25 protein-coding genes and 2 pseudogenes are annotated in these 21,956 nt (G+C 40.0%); 23 read left to right on the top strand and 4 right to left on the bottom strand.

Going from position 1 to position 21,956, the window contains the following annotated elements; all coding sequences use genetic code 11:
- The 13 genes from FZF08_RS27845 to FZF08_RS27785 all read left to right on the top strand — a co-directional run.
- Positions 1-186, top strand: a 186-nt coding sequence (locus tag FZF08_RS27845) for a transposase (RefSeq protein WP_304487035.1), incomplete at its 5' end; no start/stop codon positions are given.
- 60 nt (positions 187-246) lie between these two features.
- On the top strand, positions 247-1,440 hold the full coding sequence (locus tag FZF08_RS27840) for a PAS domain-containing sensor histidine kinase (RefSeq protein WP_159476823.1): 1,194 nt from the start codon (positions 247-249) through the stop codon (positions 1,438-1,440).
- Positions 1,433-2,488: a response regulator gene (locus tag FZF08_RS27835; RefSeq protein ID WP_159476820.1), complete on the top strand. Its 1,056-nt coding sequence runs from the start codon at positions 1,433-1,435 to the stop codon at positions 2,486-2,488. Before FZF08_RS27840 ends, FZF08_RS27835 begins: the two co-directional genes overlap by 8 nt.
- An 85-nt stretch (positions 2,489-2,573) precedes the next feature.
- Entirely contained in the window at positions 2,574-3,551 is a 978-nt protein-coding gene (locus FZF08_RS27830; RefSeq protein WP_159476817.1) for a 2-hydroxyacid dehydrogenase, read from the top strand.
- 195 nt (positions 3,552-3,746) lie between these two features.
- Positions 3,747-4,328, top strand: coding sequence for a porin family protein (locus tag FZF08_RS27825; RefSeq protein WP_159476814.1), 582 nt, complete (start codon positions 3,747-3,749; stop codon positions 4,326-4,328).
- A 200-nt stretch (positions 4,329-4,528) separates the two neighbouring features.
- Positions 4,529-4,987: a hypothetical protein gene (locus FZF08_RS27820; protein ID WP_159476811.1), complete on the top strand. Its 459-nt coding sequence runs from the start codon at positions 4,529-4,531 to the stop codon at positions 4,985-4,987.
- A 238-nt stretch (positions 4,988-5,225) separates the two neighbouring features.
- Positions 5,226-5,885: a BON domain-containing protein gene (locus tag FZF08_RS27815; RefSeq protein ID WP_159476808.1), complete on the top strand. Its 660-nt coding sequence runs from the start codon at positions 5,226-5,228 to the stop codon at positions 5,883-5,885.
- Positions 5,886-5,980: 95 nt separating this feature from the next.
- Positions 5,981-6,811: an ABC transporter ATP-binding protein gene (locus FZF08_RS27810; protein WP_159476805.1), complete on the top strand. Its 831-nt coding sequence runs from the start codon at positions 5,981-5,983 to the stop codon at positions 6,809-6,811.
- A 102-nt stretch (positions 6,812-6,913) separates the two neighbouring features.
- Entirely contained in the window at positions 6,914-7,540 is a 627-nt protein-coding gene (locus FZF08_RS27805; RefSeq protein WP_159476802.1) for a hypothetical protein, read from the top strand.
- The gene (locus FZF08_RS27800) at positions 7,537-8,364 is read left to right on the top strand and encodes a DUF6544 family protein (RefSeq protein WP_159476799.1); all 828 of its coding nucleotides are present in this window, start codon (positions 7,537-7,539) and stop codon (positions 8,362-8,364) included. Before FZF08_RS27805 ends, FZF08_RS27800 begins: the two co-directional genes overlap by 4 nt.
- A 645-nt stretch (positions 8,365-9,009) precedes the next feature.
- The gene (locus FZF08_RS27795; RefSeq protein ID WP_159476796.1) at positions 9,010-9,732 is read left to right on the top strand and encodes an SDR family oxidoreductase; all 723 of its coding nucleotides are present in this window, start codon (positions 9,010-9,012) and stop codon (positions 9,730-9,732) included.
- 52 nt (positions 9,733-9,784) lie between these two features.
- The gene (locus FZF08_RS27790) at positions 9,785-10,516 is read left to right on the top strand and encodes a YafY family protein (protein ID WP_159476793.1); all 732 of its coding nucleotides are present in this window, start codon (positions 9,785-9,787) and stop codon (positions 10,514-10,516) included.
- Between the two features lie 41 nt (positions 10,517-10,557).
- Positions 10,558-10,968: a VOC family protein gene (locus tag FZF08_RS27785; protein ID WP_159476790.1), complete on the top strand. Its 411-nt coding sequence runs from the start codon at positions 10,558-10,560 to the stop codon at positions 10,966-10,968.
- 541 nt (positions 10,969-11,509) lie between these two features.
- Here FZF08_RS27785 and FZF08_RS27780 read toward each other — a convergent pair.
- Positions 11,510-11,917 (bottom strand): nuclear transport factor 2 family protein, encoded by a 408-nt coding sequence (locus FZF08_RS27780; protein WP_159476787.1) that lies wholly within the window; start codon positions 11,915-11,917, stop codon positions 11,510-11,512.
- 1 nt (position 11,918) lies between these two features.
- Positions 11,919-12,524, bottom strand: a complete 606-nt coding sequence (locus FZF08_RS27775) for an NADPH-dependent F420 reductase (RefSeq protein ID WP_159476784.1) — start codon at positions 12,522-12,524, stop codon at positions 11,919-11,921.
- Positions 12,525-12,617: 93 nt separating this feature from the next.
- Between FZF08_RS27775 and FZF08_RS27770 the strand changes: the two genes are divergently transcribed.
- On the top strand, positions 12,618-12,983 hold the full coding sequence (locus FZF08_RS27770; protein WP_159476781.1) for a helix-turn-helix domain-containing protein: 366 nt from the start codon (positions 12,618-12,620) through the stop codon (positions 12,981-12,983).
- Positions 12,984-13,574: 591 nt separating this feature from the next.
- Here the strand turns inward: FZF08_RS27770 and FZF08_RS27765 are convergent.
- The gene (locus FZF08_RS27765) at positions 13,575-13,697 is read right to left on the bottom strand and encodes a DUF4372 domain-containing protein (RefSeq protein WP_409012674.1); all 123 of its coding nucleotides are present in this window, start codon (positions 13,695-13,697) and stop codon (positions 13,575-13,577) included.
- Positions 13,698-14,188: 491 nt separating this feature from the next.
- Between FZF08_RS27765 and FZF08_RS27760 the strand changes: the two genes are divergently transcribed.
- The 9 genes and pseudogenes from FZF08_RS27760 to FZF08_RS27725 all read left to right on the top strand — a co-directional run bounded on the left by FZF08_RS27760 (position 14,189) and on the right by FZF08_RS27725 (position 19,275).
- Complete coding sequence (locus tag FZF08_RS27760; RefSeq protein ID WP_159476778.1) at positions 14,189-14,692, top strand: Dps family protein; 504 nt, start codon at positions 14,189-14,191, stop codon at positions 14,690-14,692.
- A gap of 68 nt (positions 14,693-14,760) precedes the next feature.
- Positions 14,761-14,931 (top strand): SDR family NAD(P)-dependent oxidoreductase, encoded by a 171-nt coding sequence (locus tag FZF08_RS27755; RefSeq protein WP_159476775.1) that lies wholly within the window; start codon positions 14,761-14,763, stop codon positions 14,929-14,931.
- A pseudogene (locus tag FZF08_RS32420) lies at positions 14,931-14,981 on the top strand (hypothetical protein); the annotation flags it as partial. The gene FZF08_RS27755 and the pseudogene FZF08_RS32420, both read left to right, overlap by 1 nt.
- Before the next feature lie 95 nt (positions 14,982-15,076).
- Positions 15,077-15,187 (top strand): annotated as a pseudogene (locus FZF08_RS32415) (SDR family oxidoreductase); the annotation flags it as partial.
- 47 nt (positions 15,188-15,234) lie between these two features.
- Positions 15,235-16,047, top strand: a complete 813-nt coding sequence (locus FZF08_RS27745; RefSeq protein WP_159476769.1) for a DUF1269 domain-containing protein — start codon at positions 15,235-15,237, stop codon at positions 16,045-16,047.
- Between the two features lie 198 nt (positions 16,048-16,245).
- Positions 16,246-16,746, top strand: a complete 501-nt coding sequence (locus tag FZF08_RS27740) for a hypothetical protein (RefSeq protein ID WP_159476766.1) — start codon at positions 16,246-16,248, stop codon at positions 16,744-16,746.
- Positions 16,747-16,751: 5 nt separating this feature from the next.
- The gene (locus tag FZF08_RS27735) at positions 16,752-17,825 is read left to right on the top strand and encodes a zinc-dependent alcohol dehydrogenase family protein (RefSeq protein ID WP_200837183.1); all 1,074 of its coding nucleotides are present in this window, start codon (positions 16,752-16,754) and stop codon (positions 17,823-17,825) included.
- A gap of 275 nt (positions 17,826-18,100) precedes the next feature.
- Complete coding sequence (locus FZF08_RS27730; RefSeq protein WP_159476763.1) at positions 18,101-18,502, top strand: hypothetical protein; 402 nt, start codon at positions 18,101-18,103, stop codon at positions 18,500-18,502.
- Positions 18,503-18,600: 98 nt separating this feature from the next.
- Complete coding sequence (locus tag FZF08_RS27725) at positions 18,601-19,275, top strand: BON domain-containing protein (RefSeq protein ID WP_159476760.1); 675 nt, start codon at positions 18,601-18,603, stop codon at positions 19,273-19,275.
- A gap of 637 nt (positions 19,276-19,912) precedes the next feature.
- Here FZF08_RS27725 and FZF08_RS27720 read toward each other — a convergent pair.
- Entirely contained in the window at positions 19,913-21,949 is a 2,037-nt protein-coding gene (locus FZF08_RS27720) for a copper-translocating P-type ATPase (RefSeq protein WP_159476758.1), read from the bottom strand.
- Positions 21,950-21,956: the final 7 nt, after the last annotated feature.

Below are 21,956 nucleotides of genomic sequence, written 5' to 3'. Positions count from 1 at the left end.
CGCTCTGTTATTGAAACAATTAACGATGAATTAAAGAATATGTGCCAAGTTGAGCATTCAAGGCATAGATCATTTGGCAACTTTATAACCAACCTGATATCAGGGTTGATTGCTTATTGTTTCTTTCACAAAAAGCCTGCCATCAAATTTGAAACAAGTAATACAAATCAAATTACTCTATTTTAAAATCGAACTCAGGTTATTAAATAAAATCGACCTCTTTTAAATCAAAGTTTTTTTGCTTTTATGGAAAACACAGCCTTGTTAAAAGCAATCATTGAGAATGCCATTGACGGTATCATTACCATCAATGAAAAAGGAATCATTGAAACCATAAATCCTTCCGGCTGTAAATTGTTTGAATATGAACCTGGCGAGGTAATCGGCAGGAATATTTCCATGTTGATGCCCGAGCCTGACAAGCACCAGCACGACGGTTACCTGGGTCAATACCACCAGACAGGTCAGGCACATATTATCGGGATTGGGCGTGAGGTTATGGGACTTCGGAAATCCGGGTTTGAATTTCCTTTTCGCCTGGGCATTAGTGAAGTACAATATTCCGGACGGAAAATATATACCGGTTTTATACATGATATCAGCCGGGAAAAAGCGGCAGAGGAAATGCTTAAAAATTATGCATCAGATCTGGAAGAGCAGGTGCAGGAACGGACGTTTTTATTAAACGATTCAGTAAAAGCACTTGAAGATTCAAAAGAAAAAGTGAGTAAATCTCTTGAAAAGGAAATGGAGCTCGGCCAGCTTAAAAGCAGATTTGTTTCCATGGCTTCGCACGAATTCAGGACACCATTAAGTGCCATTCAGCTTTCTGCTATTTTAATTGAAAAATATGCAGGTGAAGATATCAATCCCAAAATCTCAAAACATCTTGCCAAGATAAAAACAGGTGTCCGCAATCTTACCGGTATTCTGAATGACTTTCTTTCGCTTGAAAGACTGGAGGCCGGCGAATTCAAACCTGTGCTCTCTATGTTTGATCTTATCAAATTCTCTGAGGAAATAACAGAGGAAATGCAGCTGATCGCCAAGGAAAATCAGCAGATCGTTTACCAGCATACGGGCACGTCGGCGATGGTGACAATGGATAAGTCGTTGTTAAAAAATGCTATTGTAAATCTGGTGAGCAATGCGATCAAGTATTCTGGCGAAAATACCTTTATTGAGTTTAATACTGAAATTGACAAGTCGATTCTTACGATTTGTATCAAGGACGATGGCATTGGGATCCCGGAAAATGACCAGAAACATTTATTTGAGGCCTTTTTCAGAGCACATAACACGGGCACAATTGCTGGTACTGGCCTGGGGCTAAACATCGTAACCCGCTATGCGGGCCTGATGAATGGCAAGGTAGATTTCGAAAGCAAAGTGAATCAGGGAACCTCTTTTACCCTTACTTTTCCGCATAATCATGAATGAGAGTATTTTAGTTATTGAAGATAGTAAAGACATACGGGAAAGCACGGCAGAGATCCTTGAATTTTCGGGATATACTGTTTTACAAGCCAGTAATGGTAAAAAAGGAGTGGAGATGGCCACCAATCAGCGACCAGATCTGATCCTATGCGATATTATGATGCCTGAACTGGATGGTTATGGTGTTTTGTATTTGCTTAGTAAAAATCCCGACACAGATTCAATTCCGTTTATCTTTTTGTCGGCCAAAGCAGAGCGGATCGATTTCAGGAAAGGAATGGAAATGGGTGCAGACGACTATCTCACCAAACCTTTTGATGACATTGAACTGCTTAGCGCCATAGAAAGCAGGCTCACTAAGGAAGTAAAACAAAAAGCTTATCACAGCAAAACGCTCAAAAATCTTGAGAAATTGACCATAGGTGCTGACAGCGGTGCTGCGGAATTGAAAGCTTTAATTGAATGCCGTAAAATACGGCATATCAAAAAGAAGCAGACATTATATTACGATGGTGATGCCCCCCTGGGCATCTATCTGATTCTAAGCGGCAGTGTCAAAACGATTAAACGTACGGATGATGGCAGGGAATTGATTACGGGACTTTACAGTGCAGATGATTATCTTGGGGTAGATGCTTTGCTTCTAGATGTGGTATTTAATGAGACTGCAGAGGCCATTGAAGATACCGCCGTATGCCTTCTGCTGAAAGAATCGGTGATCACACTGCTCAGTACATACCCGCAGCTTGGCAACCAGTTTATCAAAATTTTGTCAAACAACATCCGCGACAAGGAAGAACAAATGCTGGATCTGGCTTATAATTCGGTAAGGAAAAGACTGTCCAATGTGTTAATCAAGTTAAATAAACAGTCTTCTGGCGAGCCGGTGGAATTTAAAGTTTCAAGAGAGGAGCTGGCTTCAATGGTTGGTATAGCGACCGAAACGGTCAGCCGTACGCTGAGTGATTTTAAGGATGAGGGAATCATAGAGAAAAAAGGAAGTGTGATCCGTATACTTGATATGAACCGGCTTTCCAAAATGAAGAACTGACGAGCGTCACACTTTTAGATGATAGTCAATCATATTGCGATAAATGATCAGGTGTAAATTCGTATTGAATTGAAAAGCCTGAATTATGAAAGTGGTAGCATACAGCATTAAAACCTTTGAAAAAAAACTTTTGGTCGATGCCAATCAGCGGAAACACGATATTACGCTGATATCTAATTTGTTGCGTTTTAATACAGTTGCTTTTGCGGAAGGTAAAGAGGCTGTGATAGTTTCATCCAATGATGATCTATCCGCGGAAGTGATCAACAAACTGGCAGATCTTGGCGTGAAATACATTTCAACGCGTTCTGCGGGAACGGACCAGATTGATTTAAATGCTGCCGCTGAAAGAAATATTCAGGTTGCGAGCGTTCCGGTTTACTCTCCGGTTGCCATTGCGGAACATGCAGTTGCCTTATCAATGTCTCTTGACAGGCATTTGACGCAGGCCAATGAAAACAGCCATCATTTTAATTTCAAACTTGACGGGCTGATCGGCTTCAATTTCAACGGGAAAACAGTAGGGATCATCGGTTTGGGAAGTATTGGAAGGGCTGCGGCTGCTATCTTTAATGGCATGGGCTGCCATGTGATCGGATATGATTTAATTGTTTCTGATGACCTGAAACATATTACGCAGGTGTCTTTAAATGAACTTCTTCACGAATCGGATATCATTTCGTTGCATTTGCCATTAACACCGGAAACAAAATATATCATCAATGCGTCTACGATCGCAACGATGAAAGATGGCGTTATGCTTATTAATACTGCGAGAGGTGCTTTGATTAAAACAATTGATCTGTCACCCGCTTTGGATAGTGGAAAAATAGGCTATCTGGGTTTGGATGTTTACGAATATGAAAAAGATTTGTTTTCCCAGGACCACAGCATGGATGCGGGAAAAGATCCTTTACTTACGAAATTGCTAACCTATCCCAATGTGCTTATCACCCCGCATCAGGCATTTTTGACCAAAGAAGCCTTAAAGCAAATTGCCATTCTGACAATCAAAAATCTTGATCTGTGGCAAAAATCCGGTTCTTCATCCGCTGAGGATTAAGATGGTTTTAAACGGGAAAATTCTATTTGGCGAATTATGTTAAAGGTTTGTGAAATGTGTGATAGTAGTCACTATTAAGTTCTTCAACTACTGCGACATTTGATACATCAAACAGGTTTGTATTATTGTGGTCCGATATTTTTCAGCCCGGTTACTGCGAGTATAATCTGCAATTAATCATTAAATATTAACGTTATGAAAAAAATTACATTGGCAATTCTTTTTGCAGCCATGAGCACGTTCTCATTTGCCCAGTCATTCAGCATCGGGCCGAAAGCAGGCGTCAACATAAGTAATTATTCCGGAGGAAATATCAACTCCGATGCAAAGGTAGGATACCATTTTGGGGGGTTGCTAAACTTTGGATTCGGCAGTATTTTCTCCATACAGCCCGAGGTATTGTTTTCTACACAGGGCGCGAAAGTGGAGAGTGCTGGTAGCAAAAAAGATTTTAAAACAAACTATCTGAACATACCTGTCATGCTTAAATTTCGGATCGCCAATGGCTTTTATATTGAAGGCGGACCGCAGGCAGGCTTTAAACTTTCAGAAAGTATTCCTGATCAAACCATTAATAATTTTGCTAAAAATCTGGATCTGTCGGTGGGTGCCGGACTTGGTTATCAGTCGGATGCTGGTTTGGGTATTGGCTTAAGATACATGGCTGGCTTGTCAAAGGTAGGTGATTTTTCATCCACTGAGATAAAGCCCGATTTTAAGAACAGCGTTGTACAGGTAAGTGTATTCTGGGTGATTCCGCTGATCAATAAAAACTAGATTTTGAGCCTGGGTCAGGAGGGGAGTTGTACCATACAATTCCCCTCTTTTATAATGACTCGTTGTTACGAATGATTCATAAGGCCATAAGCTATCAGATCGAATCTTTAAACCGGTTGTTGTCCGACTGCCGAAAGCCCGGTTAGAAAGCCATATATTTTTAATCGGGATAATATTTATTCAGATAAATCACTGTAACCATGAAAATACATTTTCTTTTAAACGCGGCACTACTGTCACTGATGTCTTTTACAATATCCGCACAAGTAGTATCCAGAGATTCAATAGACATTTTGAATCATCAAAAACAAGCCATTGAAATAAGTAAAAGATTAAATGACCGTAAGATTGAACTAGCGAAGCTGGAAAATGAAATGCCGGTAAAAACGCAGGATGTCAGCCAAACTGCTACGAATGCTCAAAATGCCGCGGTCGATAATGTAACAGCTGCGGATAAATTAGTAAAGGACGCAGAAGATAAAAAGCTCGCCCGCAATGCTCACCATACTGCCGGTGAAGCTCAGCGTGATTCCAGAAAAGCGCGTAAAGCTGCTGATAAACTGGAAAATCTTACAAAAGACATTCAATCTTTGAAAGACAAAATTTCGGAAGATGAGCAAAAGCTGGCTTCGATACCTGGTTATCCTTTTTTGAATTAATTTTTTTAATTTCCGATATCTTTAAAATCATTTTCAGTCCAACCGGACTGAACCAATTCATTCAACCTTTGCTGTTGAGTATGTGATTCCACAGGCTGGCAGCCACCATATCAACATGTTAGGAGCATGAAACAATATGTGATTCATGTAACTCTTTGCTGTTTATGTATAACGCTTTGATACGGTTAATGACTCCCTTTGTATAATTAATTTTTGATAACAATTAATATACAAAAATATGAAAACCAACGAAGAATTGCAGATTGAAGTACAGGCAGCACTGAAATGGGAACCCATGCTTCATTCATCTGAAATAGGTGTTATTGCAGATGATGGCGTGATTACCCTGACAGGATCAGTCGATACCTATGCGAAAAAAACCGAAGCGGAAAATGCTGTAAAAAATGTGGCTGGCGTGAAAGCGGTGGTTGAAAGGATTCAACTCACATTTGGCAGTTTTGGTAAAAAAGATGACAGCGATATCGCTTCTGAAATCATCAGCGCTTTTAAATGGAACTGGGAAATTCCTGATGCTACGATCCACGTAAAAGTGGAAGATTGCTGGGTTACGCTGGATGGCGAAGTAGAATGGAACTATCAAAAAGAAGCTGCAAAAAAAGCTGTAACGGGTCTGCTGGGCGTTGTAGGCGTTACTGACAGTATTATTATTAACTCGTATATCAAAGACAGCATTGAGCAAAGAGATATTCAGAAGGCTATTGAACGCAATTCTTTCATAGAAGATGATGATGTGAAGGTAAAAGTGTCAGGGAATACGGTCACGCTGAGCGGCTCTGTGCACTCGCTGTTTCAAAAGGATGAATGCGGACGTATGGCCTGGAACGCTCCGGGTGTTTTTTCGGTCAAAAATGATCTGGAAATTGATTATGCTTATTGAAAAGTACTTGTGGAAATGAGAGGAATTTTCCTTCCGTTTCCATTTTTTAAATTTTAAAAGGGCTGATTTTATGAATTTTTAACCGTCTTGTGCAAATGGAAAGTGTTACAGAATTGTCCGCCGAAAATGTCTTTTTACCGCACGATAGTAAGGATTTGCCAAAGCAAACCTCCACAGAAAAACCTGAGCCCGTTATCTCAATAAAAGGATTGTATAAGTCGTTTGGTGATCTGGATGTGCTCAAAGGCATAGATTTCACCCTTCAAAAAGGTGAAAATGTGGCCGTACTGGGCAAATCCGGTTCAGGCAAGTCTGTTTTAATTAAGATAATAATCGGCCTGCTTAGTCCCGACAAAGGAGATGTATTCGTACTTGGACAGCAGATTGACAAATTGAAGGGAAAGGAACTTGATGCGCTAAGACTGCGGATTGGTTTTTCATTTCAGGGTGGCGCGTTGTACGACAGTATGGATATCTACCACAATCTGTCATTTCCATTGACAATGAACAACCGAAAACTGGGTAAAAAGGAGGTTGATTTTGCCGTAGAAGAGGCGTTAGAGGCGGTAGGTTTAAAAGAAAAAGTGAGTCAGCTGCCCACGGATCTTTCGGGCGGCCAACGTAAAAGAATTGGCATTGCGCGTGCTATGATACTTAAACCCGAAATTATGCTCTACGATGAGCCAACTTCCGGCTTGGATCCAATCACCTGCATAGAAATCAATGAGCTGATCAAAGAGGTTCAGCGCCGATACGGTACAAGTTCCATCATCATTACCCACGATCTAACTTGTGCAAAGGTTACTGGCGACAGGGTGGCTATGCTTTTTGATGGTAAATTTTTGAAAACCGGAAATTTTGAAGAGGTTTTTAAAAGTGATGATAAGCAAATTTCAAGCTTCTATCATTATAATTTCATTGAGTAATATCCGGCTGCCGCTCGGTTTTTAAGAAATTTTCAGTCACTTTTTGTGAGGCAATGATCAGTTTTTGTGTACAGCTAATCTCAAATCGGCATAAGCTACAACATGAATCAAACAATTAACAAAGTTGGGTTTTGGTCAGGAATGATTGCATTCGGGTCCAATGCGGCTTTTGTTTTGGTCCAGGGTTTACAGCTAACGGGTATACTTGTTTTTCCGTATGATCAAATATTGATCTACGGATTTTCTATCGGAATTATTATTCCTTTTTTGCTTGAAATGCTTGCGTTTCATTACATTACCCAAGGTGAGAAAAGATTTTGGAGCCATGCCGCGCTGATTTTTACAATCATTTATTCCGTATTTGTTACTTCCAATTATGTGGTCCAGTTGGGCACAGTCATTCCGGCAACGCTCGATGGTAATGTCAGTGAGATCGGCATGCTGCAACAATCGCCTCATTCATTATTTTGGGATTTCGATGCAATCGGCTATATCGCCATGGGTTTTGCCACATTATTCGCTGTTCCGGCTTTTGAAAGGAGGGGTTTTCAAAAATGGGTTAGAATATCCTTTCTGGCCAATGCCTTGGTTACGCCTTTGATCGCGTTCGTTTATTTCTATCCTGCATTTTCCGAGAAATTGTTGCTTTTAGCTTTGCCCTGGACAATCACGGCACCAGCCGCTATGTTGCTTTTGGCACTTATGTTCAAAAAGAATTTAAAACCATGAAAATCATACTTTTATTGCTGCTCATCATCATTGTCGTTGCCGCAGTGCTGGTCTGGGGAAACATCCATTTTGACCATACTTTTCGAAATGATATCAAAGACAGTGAAAATCAATTAAAGCCCCGATCACAAGAATTACTTACCGAATTAGACCTGATGGATTTGCCTGAACCTGTTCAAAAGTATTTAAGATATGTGGGTGCAGTGAACAGGCCCAAGGTCAAAAATGCAAGGATTGTGTTTGCTGGACAAATGCGGGAGAAAGGAAAAAACTACTTCCAGTTTACTTCTGAGCAATTTAACTTTTTCGAGGAGCCAGCACGACTTTTTTTTATGAAAGCCAAGATGTTTGGTATGACAGTCCCTGGTTATCACAGCTATAAAAATGGTAAAGCATCGATGGATATCAGGCTTTTTGGTCTGTTCTCTGTTGTCAAACATTCGGGAATTGTGATGGACAAAGCCGAAACAGTTACTGTATTCAACGATATGTGTCTACTGGCGCCAGCCTCTCTGATCGATAAAAATATTCAATGGCAGATGATTAATGCCGAAACGGTAAAAGCAATTTTTACCAACAAAAATATCAGTATTTCCGCCATCCTGTATTTCACCGATAAAGGCCAGCTGGTCAATTTTAGTTCCAATGACAGAACAGCCCTTCCGGATATGAAACAGTATACTTTTTCAACGCCTGTATCTGAATACAAAAATATCAATGGCTATAATCTGATGTCCAGTGCTGAAGCGGTTTGGCAATATCCGGACGGAAAGTTTACTTATGGAAAATTTGTACTTAAAGATGTTGTTTATAACTATAAGTAAGTGGGTCAACGGGGAATTTTGCAGTGAATTTAATCATACCTGTTTCTACATCAGATTTTGCAATGGTGTTAAATATTGTTACGCGGAAAAATGTAAAAAATGAATAGGTATCAGACATTATCATGAATTAATAAATATGGCTTTTACCCGTGCTTTCGGCAGTAAGTCATCGGTGAGTCAATCGGGCTAAAATTTGGTTAAAAGCTTTAATCTGATAGCCCACTGCTGATTGCCACTATCCCAAATTAATCATTCGTAAAAAGGTTTATTAAAATAGGGAGCCGTCTGCAAAAATTTATATTTTTTGATTCGGGATTTTTTAGAATGTATTATGGCGAAGCTATGGAAGATGCTACTTTTTTTAATTTAATTTTGAAGACATGCGGAACCGGTATAGTATCTTTCTTAATCTCTGCTAAAACCCGGTAATGTAATTACAAAAAAAGAAAATTGGGTGAAAGTGCAATTCGCCCAACCAAATCTTTCCATAAAAAGTAGTGAAAATCCACCGGGAATTTCTTCTTATCATGCACTTTTAATTATAAATTTAGCTTCGGTTCCAGGCGGATAGATAGTTAATACCCAAACGGCGCAAAATCCGAACCGCCGGTCATGGTAAAAAAGGCCTCAAAAAACAATAACAATATGAAATTGGCAAACAACAAAATTTTAATTACGGGTGGTGCAAGCGGTATTGGGCTTGGTTTAGCCGAAAGATTTCTTAAAGAGGGAAATACCGTCATTATTTGCGGAAGACGTGAAAGCGCTTTGCAGGAAGTATTAGACAAGTATCCTTCTGTTATAACAAAAGTCTGCGACTTGTCTTCTGAAACAGATAGAATTGAACTTTTTAATTGGGTTGCAGCAAATCATAGCGACTTGAATGTACTGGTGAACAATGCAGGTGTTCAAAATTGGATGAATATTGCTGATAGCGATTTTTACGAAAAAGCCGCTTCTGAAATCACCACAAACGTAGTAGCACCGGTACATTTGACTTCCCTGTTTGCAAACTTAAAATCGCTGAACACCATTATCAATGTAACATCCGGTTTGGCATTTGTGCAGCTTTCAAAAGTGCCGGTTTATTGTGCGACAAAAGCATTTTTTCGGTCGTTTACGCTCTCTTTAAGGTATCAGTTAAAGGAAAAAAACATTGAGGTAATTGAATTGATACCACCGGCATTGAATACTGACCTTGGTGGAAAAGGTTTACACGATGGACAACCGGCGGTAAGCGATTTTGTGGACGCAGTTTTTCTGCAAATGTCCGAAGGCAAAACAGAAATAACTTTTGGATTTAGTGATACAATGTATAAAGCAACACCTGATGTTATCAAAGCAACTTTTGACAGAATGAACCCTTAAACATGAATTGTTAATGCCATTGGAGCCCACCAAAATAACTGTCAGACCAAACATGAACGGCAACGATACAAAACGACTTTCCAGGCTGACTGCGATTTTGACACAATTGCAAACAAAACGACTTGTTACTTCGACAAGTCTTGCTGAAAAATTTGGTGTAAGTATACGTACGATTTACAGAGATATTAAGGCTTTAGAACATGCAGGCATTCCGATAATCACAGAAGATGGGAAGGGATATTCGCTGATGGAAGGATACAAAATTCCACCCATCATGTTTTCCGAAAGCGAAGCAAATGCTTTAATTACGGTTGAACAATTGGTACTAAAAAACGGGGATCGTTCACTTATCAAGGAATATATAGAAGCTATCGGTAAAGTAAAAGCAGTTTTGTTGAATGCTACGAAGCGTAAAATTGAATTATTGTCAGAAAGGATCGCTGTTAGTCCTGCTATTGTAGCCATAAATGCGAGCAATTCATTAACCTGCATTCAAAATGCCCTGACAGACTTTAAAGTTTTGAGTATCATATATCATTCAGAACATAAAGATGAAAAAACAGAAAGAAACATTGAGCCTTTCGCCTTGTATTACAGCTTGCAGGAAAGTTGGATACTTATTGCATATTGCAGATTAAGAAAGGATTACAGAATGTTTAGACTAGATAGAATTCTGAAAATCAAACAAATAGAATTAAATTTCAAACCGCACAAACTGACACTAAAGGAATATTTAGCTGAAAAGGAAAAGAAATTTAAAACCCCTGACATACTGCTGTCATAATGCCAAATTACTTTTGTCACTTAACTTTTAAAACAAAAGAAATGAATTTAGCATCAATTCGCATTATCACAGCAAACTTCGATGGTTTAGTTAAATTTTATGAGCAAGTAACAGCAATGCCTGTGGTGCGATATACCCCTGATTTTGCAGAACTAAAAACAGAAACAGCAACACTGGCCATTGGAAGTACCAAAACATTACAGGTTTTTGGAGGGGACGCAGTGGCCAAGCCAGCCCCAAATCGCAGTGTTATTATAGAATTTAGAGTAGATGATGTAGAAAATGACTATGAAAGATTGGCAGACTATCTTCAAAATTATCTCGTTCAAAAACCCACTACAATGCCGTGGGGCAATAAGTCTCTTTTATTCCGTGACCCTGATGGCAACCTTGTAAATTTCTTTACGCCTATTATACCGGAAGATTTGGAGAAGATTGCGGTGGTAAAATAAGCAATATCGCTAACTGAGGTTTGTAACCTCAGTATTTAACATCAGAGCAGGATTATTATCGGATAATCACCCCAAGCGGTCATTTTATCTATGGAAAAAAATACAAAATATATCTTCCTGACAACAACGTTGGATGGCGCCATCTTGGTGCTGAACTTGACTTTGCAGAAGTACGTGAAAGGATTTTATTTGTTAGAATCAATCGGTTGCCATTGAAGATGGCCTGATTTAACTGACAGGAAATTTCCCGGCAATCCAAAACAATAGTATCGGTCACAACTTGCATTAGGGTTGTGACCGAATTATAGTTTTGCGGGGACACCTGGCATAACAGGTTGAAATCATGAAAAGCGTATTGGCAAAATTCTAAGCAAAAGTTGTGGACTTATTAAATGACAACTAACAAGTATTGACGTTTCAGCAGGATTGAGCCGCCTTTGGGTCAGAGAAAGGAGGGCTATTTGCGGTCGTGGCAAATATAAACCAATACCAAAAACAGTGAAGGCTTCAAACTTAACACTTTTCAGCACCACCGAAAAATTTAGTGTTTCACCGGCATTGACCAGGTATGGCACTTGACTTTCCAAATGTCGTTCTCTAAAATCCACGTAACGGCATACTTGCCTTCGCCTATAATTTTTTTGCCAGAAAATTCAATATCTTTAAAAAAACCAGACTCAAATGCCAGATTTCCGGAAATAACCTTATTTTCGACTTCAAAAATAACGTCAACCTTTCCTAAGCCGCCTTTCATGAATTCAAGTATAGATATGTTTCCTTGAATACCTGGTTTGCTGGGCGGAAAGATTAACGCGTCTTCTGAATAAACATTTTTAAAAGTTTCTGCATGAGCCGAATGCCAGGCATCGGTCCAAACCTGCATGGTTGGTTTTTGAGCCATTACAAAATGATAAAAAGTTAGTAAAATTATAATAAAGAAGTGTCTCATTTTAAGCCTTGCGTTGAACATAAGTGAAGCCTGCATGCGTTCCAACACCACTGAAAGCGATCGAGATATTTAAATGTGCTATGGCTTCTAAATGGCGGGCATTTTTTATTCCCCCAACGATCAGACCATTAAAACCTGCATCATCTGCCAGTTGCTTTACGATAGCGGAGGCATCTTGGTCGTCGGAAGCAATAAATGCTGTGAGTTTATTGCCATTAAATTCTTGTTTATCGATCTTCATTGCATCGGCAAAAATCGTGTTGAATGCTTTTACAACTTTACTCTGCGGCAGTAAACGTGCAGTTTGTTCACCTCCGCTATCGTCCCCCAGGAACATTGGAGACCAGTCTGCCATATTTATTGCGTTGGTAATATCAATAACAATTTTGCCAGCCAACACACTTTTATTTTCCGACAAAACCGCATCCATTGCGAAATACGGAATAGCAAAACAAACAATTTCGGCGGCAGAAATTGCGTCGCTTACAGACAGTTGATTACCAGCGGGATTTTGAGTGCCATATTTTACGGAATGTCCGGCCTGGCTCAATAGATTTCCCAGACTTGATGCCACATTACCGGCACCGATAAAACTAATGTTCATCATTTCTATGTTAAATTTGAGTTGTAAAATTCGCCAGATACAGCTATTTTCGCAAGTAGTTACCAAATTGTCTGGTAGTTACCAAAAAGTAAGTATATGGCAAATAGAAAGGAAAGTTCGGTTAGTTTAGAAAATGAACAGATGCTGGAAATTGATTGCCCGTTTATTTTTGCTCTGTCGCTAATGGGTAAACGTTGGAAACCTGCAATACTGTGGAAAATGACCGAAGGCATTTACAGGTTTGGAGAACTTAAACGTGCCATTCCGCCAATAAGTGAAAAAATGCTTACGCAACATTTAAGAGAATTAGAAGCAGACGGACTGCTCACAAGAACAATTTATCCGGAAATGCCTCCAAGAGTTGAGTACGCTTTGACAAAATTAGGCTGGTCGTTGCAGCCCATTTTGGAACAACTAAACCTTTGGGGCGAAAAAGCGAAGACAGACAAGGCGAGACAGTGAGTAGGATACCCGTGCCCGGGCAATGGTTGGAGACAAATTTAATTTACGATACAATATTTCAACCACTGCGTTTATCATCAGGTACTGATACTTGATTTGTTAACAAAACATAGACAAAAACAATGGAAGATTTGAGGCTTGGAAACGTGTAGCCTTATCGACTGATTTCGATTATTTTTGGAAATTAACCGAGAGGAAAATGCCTGATCTTCAAGCGTAAAACATCAATTCTGTTTCCGAGCTGCTTCGATTATTGGAACTGCCAAACCACAAACACCCATTGGTAAGTTTAATCCGATTTGAGGAAACGAAGTGTTTTGATGATGAAAGTCTGAGAAATGTTTCATAAAATTTTTACTGTATTGCAGTACAATATAATTTTGAAGGTATAATGAGATATGGGCAGGGATATTACTATTTTGATTCAGGTATAATTCACCATTAGCACCAACAGTTTGTAGTTAAATTAAGTTGGGGGGAATAAGAAATATAAATTCAAGCCTCATTTCTACAAAGATCAAAGTTCGTGTCAGGTTTATAATTCTTCAAATTTAAAATTTGACTCACCCATTCTTAAAATATCTCCGCTTTTTAATTTTCTTTTATATCACGTAAGGAATTACGAAAGGTCAATTGACCAAAAAACAGTTGAATAAAGTGGTTCCAGCAATTGAATTCTCGTGTGCGGAAATCGCAATGTGCTTTGATACACATTTTTCAAACTCAAAAGAGTCAATAAAATGCAAAAGCTGAGCAAAAACGTACTTTCCTGAATTCATAGCCTTGTGTAAAAGCCACAAAGCTAAAGGTCAAATCAACAAATCAAAGAACGTTCGTAATTAATTTAATTACAACGTGTTATAAGTATTTTTAAAAAGTTAACGCATCACGAGTAATTGATATTCAAAAATCAGTCTCAGTTTTATCGTAAATGGAATGGCTTAAAACCTATATTTTTCTTACCATGCTTACCTGAATGCGGACCCAAAAAATTCAGTGAATCATGTAACTTTTCCCGTCCGATATGTAAGACTTCCGATCTTGAATACAAAGACCTTTACATGGTTGTGATAGAAGTTAGCCATGAAAAATAAAACAAACGGAAACCTGCTTTGAAGCGTGGATGCGATGTGCGTATATACAGGTTCGTTTTTTAATTCTGCTTCTTCACTTCCTGTCCATCTTTAACTGAAATAAATATCGATATGACCACGGAAACAGGAATCACCGAAAACAATAGTCAGGCTGTTGCCAATGATTTGTTAAGACTTTTAGCGGATGAAAATGTATTGTATATCAAAACAAGAAATGCAGGGTGGAATCTGGAAGATGCCAGTTTTTATGACAAGGAAAGGATTTTTGTTGATCAGGCTGTTGAAGTGAATGAAATTATTGACAAGGTCGCGAGGCGAATACGTGCTATTGGTCATTATGCCTTCGCAACGCTGGAATCTTTTTTGGCCTTGACACACTTATCCGAGACAAAAGGTGATCAAAACGATAGTCAGACTTATTTGAAAGATTTGTTGGCGGATCACGACAGTATCATCATTCATTGCCGGGAAGACATTCACCGTTTTACCAATCAATATAAGGATGCCGGTACCAGCGACTTTATCGCGGCCATTATGGAGCAGCATGAAAATATGGCCTGGACATTGCGGGCTCATCTCAAAGGACTTCAACATGTTATCGTTACAAATGATTGAAAATTAAAAAGTTAGAAAATAAGGTTGTTTTCATCAAATGCGGCAATTCATGACATGCCCGAAGCGGTTTGGGACAGGGCATTGCAATTAATCTTACCGGACAATTTTATTGTGTTAAATATGAATTGCAGCAGTTTCTCAAACAAGGCGGAGGTGTGATCGTGAACATGTCTTCCCTCGGCGGATTGAAAGCAGAGCATATGGTCTGGTGCCTTATACCTGCGCCAGACATGGCCTGATGGGTTTGACAAAAAACGTTGCGGTTCAATACGTAACCCAAAATATCAGGGCCAACGCACTTTGTCCGTATTACATTGAAACGCCCTTGTTGAGTGCTGTGCCAGAAGCAGTTCACCAGTTGTGGATTGATGGACACCGGCGAAAAGACTTGGAAAAGCGTCGGAAGTTGCCAAGGCATTTATTTATCTTGCCAGCGATGATTCAAGTTATTGCAACGGAACCCAGAGTATTCTTGATGGAGGCGTAATGGGCTGAATTAAAAATATATAAATCAATACTAATCATTCATAAGCATAAAACCCATGACAAAAATAATTGTAATTTCTTTTGATCAGGAGTCAAAAGCAATAGAGGCGCTACATAAACTTGCAGCATTGGAATCGTATGGCGACATTACGGTTTATGAAAAAACAATGGTCCGTAAACTTGAAAACGGACATTATGAAATATTAAAACAGGAAGAATCTCAGGGTTGGAAAACACTTGAAGGTATGGCAGTTGGAAGTCTTCTGGGTATGCTGGCAGGGCCCGTGGGCTTTGTCATCGGTCTTTACACAGGTGCTGCAATAGGTCTTGTTTCAGAAATCCGTGAATACAATTTCGAAGCCGATTTTATTGCAAAAACTGAGCAGGGAGCCTCGGCAGGAACTGTTTCCATCATTGCAGAAATAGATGAGGACAGCAATGTATTCATCGATGAGGCCGTGAAAACATTTGGAGGTACGATATCCAGAAGCGATGTTGATTTCGAGTTTGACCATTATGCCAATGAAAAGCTGGATGAACTTGACGACCAGATTAATGCTGCCCGGGTTGAGTTGAAAAAATCGGCCGGTGAAGCCAGAGAAAAGGTCACTAAAAAAATAGCTAAACTCAAAGAAACCAGAAGACAGAAATTCGCTGAGCTGATAGCAAGAAGTGAAAAAGAAGCCAGCGGCGCAGAAGATAAAGTGAAAAAAGCGATACATAACGCGAAAACGGAAATAGCTTCGGCCAGTGAGCATGTGAGCGCTAAAATCAAGGAGACGGAAGTGGATCTGATCAAAAAGAGAATAACCCGACAGGAAATCAAACTTACAAAACTGAATGACCTGCTAAAAGAAGCATTGGTATAAAAGGCTGCATCTCAATCCATCACCAGACAAAATGGTTGTATACCTGCGGCACTCCTGAATTATCCGGATACTTGATTTCTATAAATATTTAGCCCCACAGGGCATTATTGATGACAAAAACGTGACAATGTAAAATGCATTTTTAAATCAGCTAACATCAGCCGTTACTTTCCCATATTTAATAATCAAAAATCGAAAATGAAAAAGTCAGTTATCAATACCATCGTAATAAGTTTTCTGTTTGCTTCAATCACAATGAGCTGCGGGGAAGCCTCAAAAGAGCATATCAAAGATGCAAATGAAAATATGAAGGACGCCAATGCGGACTTGAAAGAAGCGGTTGTAGACGCGGACGCGGAAGCAAAAGAAAAAGCAAAAACGGATTGGGCAGATTTTAAAATGGAATCTGACAGTGAAATTGTTGCCATGAAAAAAGAAACGGTCAGCTTGAAGGATAAAATTGCCAAAAGCAGCAAGAAGGAGCAGGTCAAGCTAAACGCAGACCTAAAAAAAATGGAGCAAAAACTGAGTGATCAAAAGGATAAGCTGGACAAACGTAACACCGAATTTGAAGCGTCAATCGATAAGTTTGATGCCTCGGTGGAAACAAAAAATGAATCTTTCAAAAGAGAGTTCAAACACGATATGAGCGAACTTGGTACTGCTATCAGAGATCTTTTTAAAGACAACGTAAAATAACTTTTATGATCAATCCTCCTAATCCATTTGTTCGTGCTGATCTTTCTGATCTTGCAGTTCATGACGAAAAGCATTTCCTTGTGCCTGTGACCATGCGGGCGATGGTTTTGGAGGAGCAAGGCAAACCGTTGGTCAGCAAAACGCTTCCCGTGCCAAAGCCATCCAGTATGCAGGTATTGGTTAAAATTATCGCCTGCGGTGTTTGTCGCACGGATCTTCATATTATGGACAGCGAGTTGAAAAGCCCGAAATTACCACTCATTCCGGGTCATGAAATTGTAGGTATCGTTGTGAAAACAGGGCAGGAGGTCAGCATGCTGAAACCAGGAGACCTGGTAGGGATTCCCTGGCTGGGTTACACATGCGGCTATTGTCGTTATTGCCTGAGAGATCAGGAAAATCTGTGTGAAAACGCGCTTTTTACAGGGTATACCATGGATGGCGGTTTTGCCGAATATACTGTTGCATACGAGAATTTCTGTTTCCTGCTTGACAAAAACTATGGTAACCCATCCGGCGCACCGCTTCTTTGTGCAGGTTTGATCGGATACCGTTCCTATAACATGACAGGCCCGTATAACGAAAATATTGGAATTTATGGCTTCGGTGCGGCTGCCAGCATTTTGATCCAGGTCGCGATCGCTCAGGGGAAAAATATCTATGCATTTGTACGGGAAGGCGATGAAAAAGCGAAAGAATTTGCACTTTCACTAGGGGCAGTTTGGGCCGGATATTCAACGGAATCTGCTCCTGTTGCACTTGATGCGGCAATTATTTTCGCACCGGCAGGGGAGCTTGTTCCCAAAGCATTAGGCGATATTGACAAAGGCGGAACTGTGGTATGCGGCGGGATTCATATGAGCGACATACCTTCTTTTCCTTATGATATACTCTGGGAAGAAAGAACTTTACGCTCAGTAGCCAACCTGACCAGGAAAGACGCCAGGGAGTTTCTCGAACTCACAACCATCGTAAAAATCAAGACGCAAACCCAAACATTCAAATTGGAAGAAGCCAACGAAGCACTGAATGCACTTAGGTATGGAGATATTCGGGGCGCGGCAGTATTGGTTATGTAACAGAGAAGTCAGGTTCGCCTGGATATCGGTAATCAGACGATGCTCTACATCAATTTTATACTTATTGCCGGTTGCTAAAAACCAAAATCAAATACTTTAATTTTTGAAACCTATAAACAATCAGACGCATCACAACTATTTTGTCTGGCCATCGGCTTTGGGTGGCAAATGTGCTATAAAAGCAGCAAATTGTCAAAATCTGAAAGCCGACAGCTGATTTCCGGTAGCTTAAAATCGTGATAAGGTCTGATATAAAATACTTTTTACTCTACGTTATGTCCATTCAATTACAAATACTCTGGTTATTTTTCCTTGCGGTTCCCATCGCCTGCGTTGCATGGACAGTTACACACGAAGAGGTGTTTCGGGAACCGCGTCTGTATTGTCTTAAAAGAAGCATTAATGGCAAATCAATAATGGAACGCAAGTTTTTTTATCTCGTCACATGCGAATATTGTTTTAGCCACTACGTTACCATTTTGGCCATTATTTTAACGGATTATCATTTTCTGATGACAGATTGGAAAGGGTATATTATAGCCGGATTTTCGCTTGTATGGATTGCAAATGTTTACATGAGCCTGTTTGGGCTTATTCGTCAGGATATTAAATGGGAAAAAGCTGAGATTGAATTGATGGAGATAAAACGGCAAATTTCTGTTCAAGCCAAGGTGTGATTGATATAACTTTTAAGGTATAATGTGTAAACTATTCATTTACAAGTTCATGGAACTTTACATCGTAATAATACTTATCAAAAATAAACGCTATGATTATGAGAACGAATGAGGATTTGCAGAAAGATGTTCAGAATGCCATCAAATGGGAACCATTATTGACAGCCGCTGAAATAGGTGTAACAGCAAAAGACGGTGTTGTCACACTATCAGGTACTGTGGATAGTTACGCGAAAAAATCGGAAGCGGAAGCAGCTGCAAAAAAAGTGAAGGGTGTGAAAGTAGTCGTTGAAGAGATTGAACTGAAAACGTTTAGCGATCTTGATAAAAGGGACGATAATGAAATTGCCAGCGAGATATTAAACACTTACAAATGGAACTGGGAAATTCCCAATGACAAAGTGAAAATCATGGTCGAAAATGGCTGGGTGACGCTTGATGGTGAATTTGAATGGAATTATCAGAGAGAGGCGGCAGAAAGGTTAATCAAAAAACACGTGGGTGTAAAAGGTATTATGAACCACATTACCATCAGTACTGAGGTCCATGATGAGATTGAGAAAATGGGTATTGAAAGTGCACTGGCCCGAAACTGGTCGATCAAACAAAGTGACATTCACGTAAAAGTAACCGGCAACAAAGTACTTTTGACAGGAACCGTTGGGTCATGGTATGAAAAGGATGAGGCAGAACGTATTACCTGGAATGCGCCTGGCGTTAAGTCTGTTGCCAATGATCTGGTTATCGAGTATGATTACTCGCTGGTTGATTAAGAAAATGGAAGTGTATTTCAAAAAGTGCCCATGCTTTTAGTATGAGCACTTTTCTATGGGGTGGGAAGTCTGTTTCATGTTCCATCGTTTGGTGCCTTGATTTTTTTGAACTACACACCGCTGACTTACTTTATTCCATTTCTTATCCTTCCTCGTCCTTCATTTGAAGACATGCATGGCGCACGCACCAAACTGCTTATAGTTTTCGTGAATTAGTACTGTCTTTCCATTTTAATCTTTCACTTCACAAGTGCCATTTTTGGAAAGCTTTCTCAATACTTTTCCCTGTATTTGCATCCATTGCACTTCTCTCATTGTCGGCATGCCCTATTTGGATAGTTGCATCTCTAATGCTTCCATCACTTGTGAACGAACCCATTTGTTTTCCTTTTGCATCAATATCTGATGCCGGTTGTTTTTAATTCTGGCTGTAAGACAAATTCGCAACTGCAATCAGCGGACAAGTTATTTAAAAAAGCAATTTTAAGTTTTTTATTTTGAATGTAAATTAATTTTGGAAGTAAATTTAATTATTTGATCATCAGTAAATTGCGTAGGTTGTCGCACTTTTTTAAGTGTTTGTAGATTATAATCATCTTTTCCAGATAGCGTGTTTATTTTAATTAATATCTAATCATTATTTTACGCTTAGCAGCTTTGCATTGATGGCTACAACAACCGTCGAAGCACTCATCAGGATAGCACCCATGGCCGGACTGAGCATAAATGTTGGATAGAGTACCCCAGCCGCTAAAGGTATCGCGATGACGTTATAGCCGACGGCCCAAGCGAGGTTCTGTACCATTTTTCGGTAAGTTGCCCTTCCAAAAGTGATCATTTGTACCACATCCATCGGATCACTGTTCACCAGGATAATATCAGCCGTTTCAGCTGCGACATCTGTGCCGGAACCAATGGCAATTCCAACATCGGCCTGAGCTAGAGCCGGGGCATCATTCACTCCATCGCCAGTCATGGCGACAATTTCTCCTTTCTTTTGAAATTCCTTGACCTTATCCTGCTTTTCATGAGGCAACACATTGGCCATGTAACCATCCATATTCAGCTTTTTGCTTACGGCCTCTGCTATTTTCTCATTGTCACCTGTAAGCAGAAAGGTTTTAATATTCATCTTCTTTAAGGCAGCAATCGCTTCTGCCGCATGCTCTCTGATGGCATCTGCCAGTGTAATGATGCCAGCAAGTTTTCCATCAATTAGTATAAAGTTTACTGTATCCGTAGCCTGATCAACCTGATCGGGAATAGTAGGTATCGGCAGGTTTTCCTGTTTGAAATAATTGGGTCCTGCTGCAACTATTTTTTTCCCATTTACAGTTCCGGTTACACCAATCCCAGGCATATAAATAAAATCAGTCGAGACCCAGAGGTCCAGTTCTTTTTCCTCAAGTTTTCTGATTACACCATGTGCGATGTGGTGTTCAGAGTTTTGCTGGACCGCTGCGGTATATTGTAAAAGCTGGTCAGCAGAGAACCCAGTATCCACCATGATGATCTGCTGGATTTCATGTGAGCCTTTGGTCAGTGTTCCTGTTTTGTCAAATATGATCGTCGTAAGTTTTCGTGCATTTTCGAAAGCGGTACGGTTCCGGATCAACAGGCCATGTGTGGCAGAAAGCGTTGTTGAAATTGCAATAACCAACGGAATAGCTACGCCTAATGCATGGGGGCAGGATGTTACCATGACGGTTACCATTCTTTCCAAAGCAAAAGACAAGCTTTGCCCGCTTGAAAACCAGACAATAAAGGTTACCACACCGACAGTAATCGAAACCAGTGTCAGCCACTTGGCCACTTTATCAGCAAGATTTTGAGTGCTGGATTTGGCTCCCTGAGCCGTCTTGACCATGCCAATCACTTTTTGCAGGTAAGTATCATCACCTGCGCTGGTTACATGGACTTTTAAAATACCATCACCATTGATTCCTCCACCAATTACTTTATCATCTTTTTTCTTTTGTACTGGCAGACTTTCGCCAGTCAGCATACTTTCATTTACATAGGAACTACCATCCTGCACCACCCCATCTGCCGGGATCTTCTCACCAGGTTTAACAAGCAACAAATCACCGGACCGGAGATCTTTTAAAGCAACATCACTAACCAGGTTATCCTTTTCTACATGCACAATTGAAGGCAGCAATTCTACCAACGATTCCAGTGCTCTTGACGCAGCCATCTGTGATTTCATTTCAAGCCAGTGACCTATCAACATGATATCAATCAGCGTTGCCAGCTCCCAAAAAAAATCCATGCCTTCAAGCCCAAATACGACGGCTACGCTGTACACATAAGCAGTAGTAATGGCCACGGCTACCAAGGTCATCATCCCCAGGTTTTTATTTTTAATTTCACTGACCAGGCCTGCCAGGAAAGGCCAGCCTCCATAAAAATAAATGATACTGCTAATTGCTAAAAGAACAAACTGGTCTCCTGGAAACTTCCATGCAAAACCGGCCATCTGCTGGATCATTTGTGATAACATCAGTGCCGGTACGGTAAGGGCCATGCATATCCAGAAACGTTTAAGAAAGTCTTCGGTATGGTGCCCTGCATGTTTGTCATGCCCTGCATTTTCATCCATCTGGTTTTTTACATGCTCATCAGCAGAAGTATTCTTTTCCTCCTGGTGGTGATGCGCGAGGTGATTTTCCATTTTTAAA

It is taken from the genome of Dyadobacter sp. 3J3 (genome assembly GCF_009801115.1).
GTDB lineage: Bacteria > Bacteroidota > Bacteroidia > Cytophagales > Spirosomataceae > Dyadobacter.
The sequence above is the reverse complement of the archived record's forward strand: the minus strand, read 5'-3'. Positions and strand labels throughout refer to the sequence as shown.

Bases quoted from the DNA above. Each gene is read 5' to 3' on its own strand.
- FZF08_RS27720 (WP_159476758.1), bottom strand. From the start codon at position 21,949: ATGGAAAATCACCTCGCGCATCACCACCAGGAGGAAAAGAATACTTCT.
- FZF08_RS27765 (WP_409012674.1), bottom strand. From the start codon at position 13,697: ATGTGTATCAAAGCACATTGCGATTTCCGCACACGAGAATTCAATTGC.
- FZF08_RS27730 (WP_159476763.1), top strand. From the start codon at position 18,101: ATGTCCATTCAATTACAAATACTCTGGTTATTTTTCCTTGCGGTTCCC.
- FZF08_RS27810 (WP_159476805.1), top strand. From the start codon at position 5,981: ATGGAAAGTGTTACAGAATTGTCCGCCGAAAATGTCTTTTTACCGCAC.
- FZF08_RS27735 (WP_200837183.1), top strand. From the start codon at position 16,752: ATGATCAATCCTCCTAATCCATTTGTTCGTGCTGATCTTTCTGATCTT.
- FZF08_RS27760 (WP_159476778.1), top strand. From the start codon at position 14,189: ATGACCACGGAAACAGGAATCACCGAAAACAATAGTCAGGCTGTTGCC.
- FZF08_RS27780 (WP_159476787.1), bottom strand. From the start codon at position 11,917: ATGAGACACTTCTTTATTATAATTTTACTAACTTTTTATCATTTTGTA.
- FZF08_RS27835 (WP_159476820.1), top strand. From the start codon at position 1,433: ATGAATGAGAGTATTTTAGTTATTGAAGATAGTAAAGACATACGGGAA.
- FZF08_RS27805 (WP_159476802.1), top strand. From the start codon at position 6,914: ATGAATCAAACAATTAACAAAGTTGGGTTTTGGTCAGGAATGATTGCA.
- FZF08_RS27795 (WP_159476796.1), top strand. From the start codon at position 9,010: ATGAAATTGGCAAACAACAAAATTTTAATTACGGGTGGTGCAAGCGGT.
- FZF08_RS27785 (WP_159476790.1), top strand. From the start codon at position 10,558: ATGAATTTAGCATCAATTCGCATTATCACAGCAAACTTCGATGGTTTA.
- FZF08_RS27840 (WP_159476823.1), top strand. From the start codon at position 247: ATGGAAAACACAGCCTTGTTAAAAGCAATCATTGAGAATGCCATTGAC.
- FZF08_RS27790 (WP_159476793.1), top strand. From the start codon at position 9,785: ATGAACGGCAACGATACAAAACGACTTTCCAGGCTGACTGCGATTTTG.
- FZF08_RS27800 (WP_159476799.1), top strand. From the start codon at position 7,537: ATGAAAATCATACTTTTATTGCTGCTCATCATCATTGTCGTTGCCGCA.
- FZF08_RS27775 (WP_159476784.1), bottom strand. From the start codon at position 12,524: ATGATGAACATTAGTTTTATCGGTGCCGGTAATGTGGCATCAAGTCTG.
- FZF08_RS27830 (WP_159476817.1), top strand. From the start codon at position 2,574: ATGAAAGTGGTAGCATACAGCATTAAAACCTTTGAAAAAAAACTTTTG.
- FZF08_RS27740 (WP_159476766.1), top strand. From the start codon at position 16,246: ATGAAAAAGTCAGTTATCAATACCATCGTAATAAGTTTTCTGTTTGCT.
- FZF08_RS27825 (WP_159476814.1), top strand. From the start codon at position 3,747: ATGAAAAAAATTACATTGGCAATTCTTTTTGCAGCCATGAGCACGTTC.
- FZF08_RS27815 (WP_159476808.1), top strand. From the start codon at position 5,226: ATGAAAACCAACGAAGAATTGCAGATTGAAGTACAGGCAGCACTGAAA.
- FZF08_RS27770 (WP_159476781.1), top strand. From the start codon at position 12,618: ATGGCAAATAGAAAGGAAAGTTCGGTTAGTTTAGAAAATGAACAGATG.
- FZF08_RS27745 (WP_159476769.1), top strand. From the start codon at position 15,235: ATGACAAAAATAATTGTAATTTCTTTTGATCAGGAGTCAAAAGCAATA.
- FZF08_RS27725 (WP_159476760.1), top strand. From the start codon at position 18,601: ATGAGAACGAATGAGGATTTGCAGAAAGATGTTCAGAATGCCATCAAA.
- FZF08_RS27820 (WP_159476811.1), top strand. From the start codon at position 4,529: ATGAAAATACATTTTCTTTTAAACGCGGCACTACTGTCACTGATGTCT.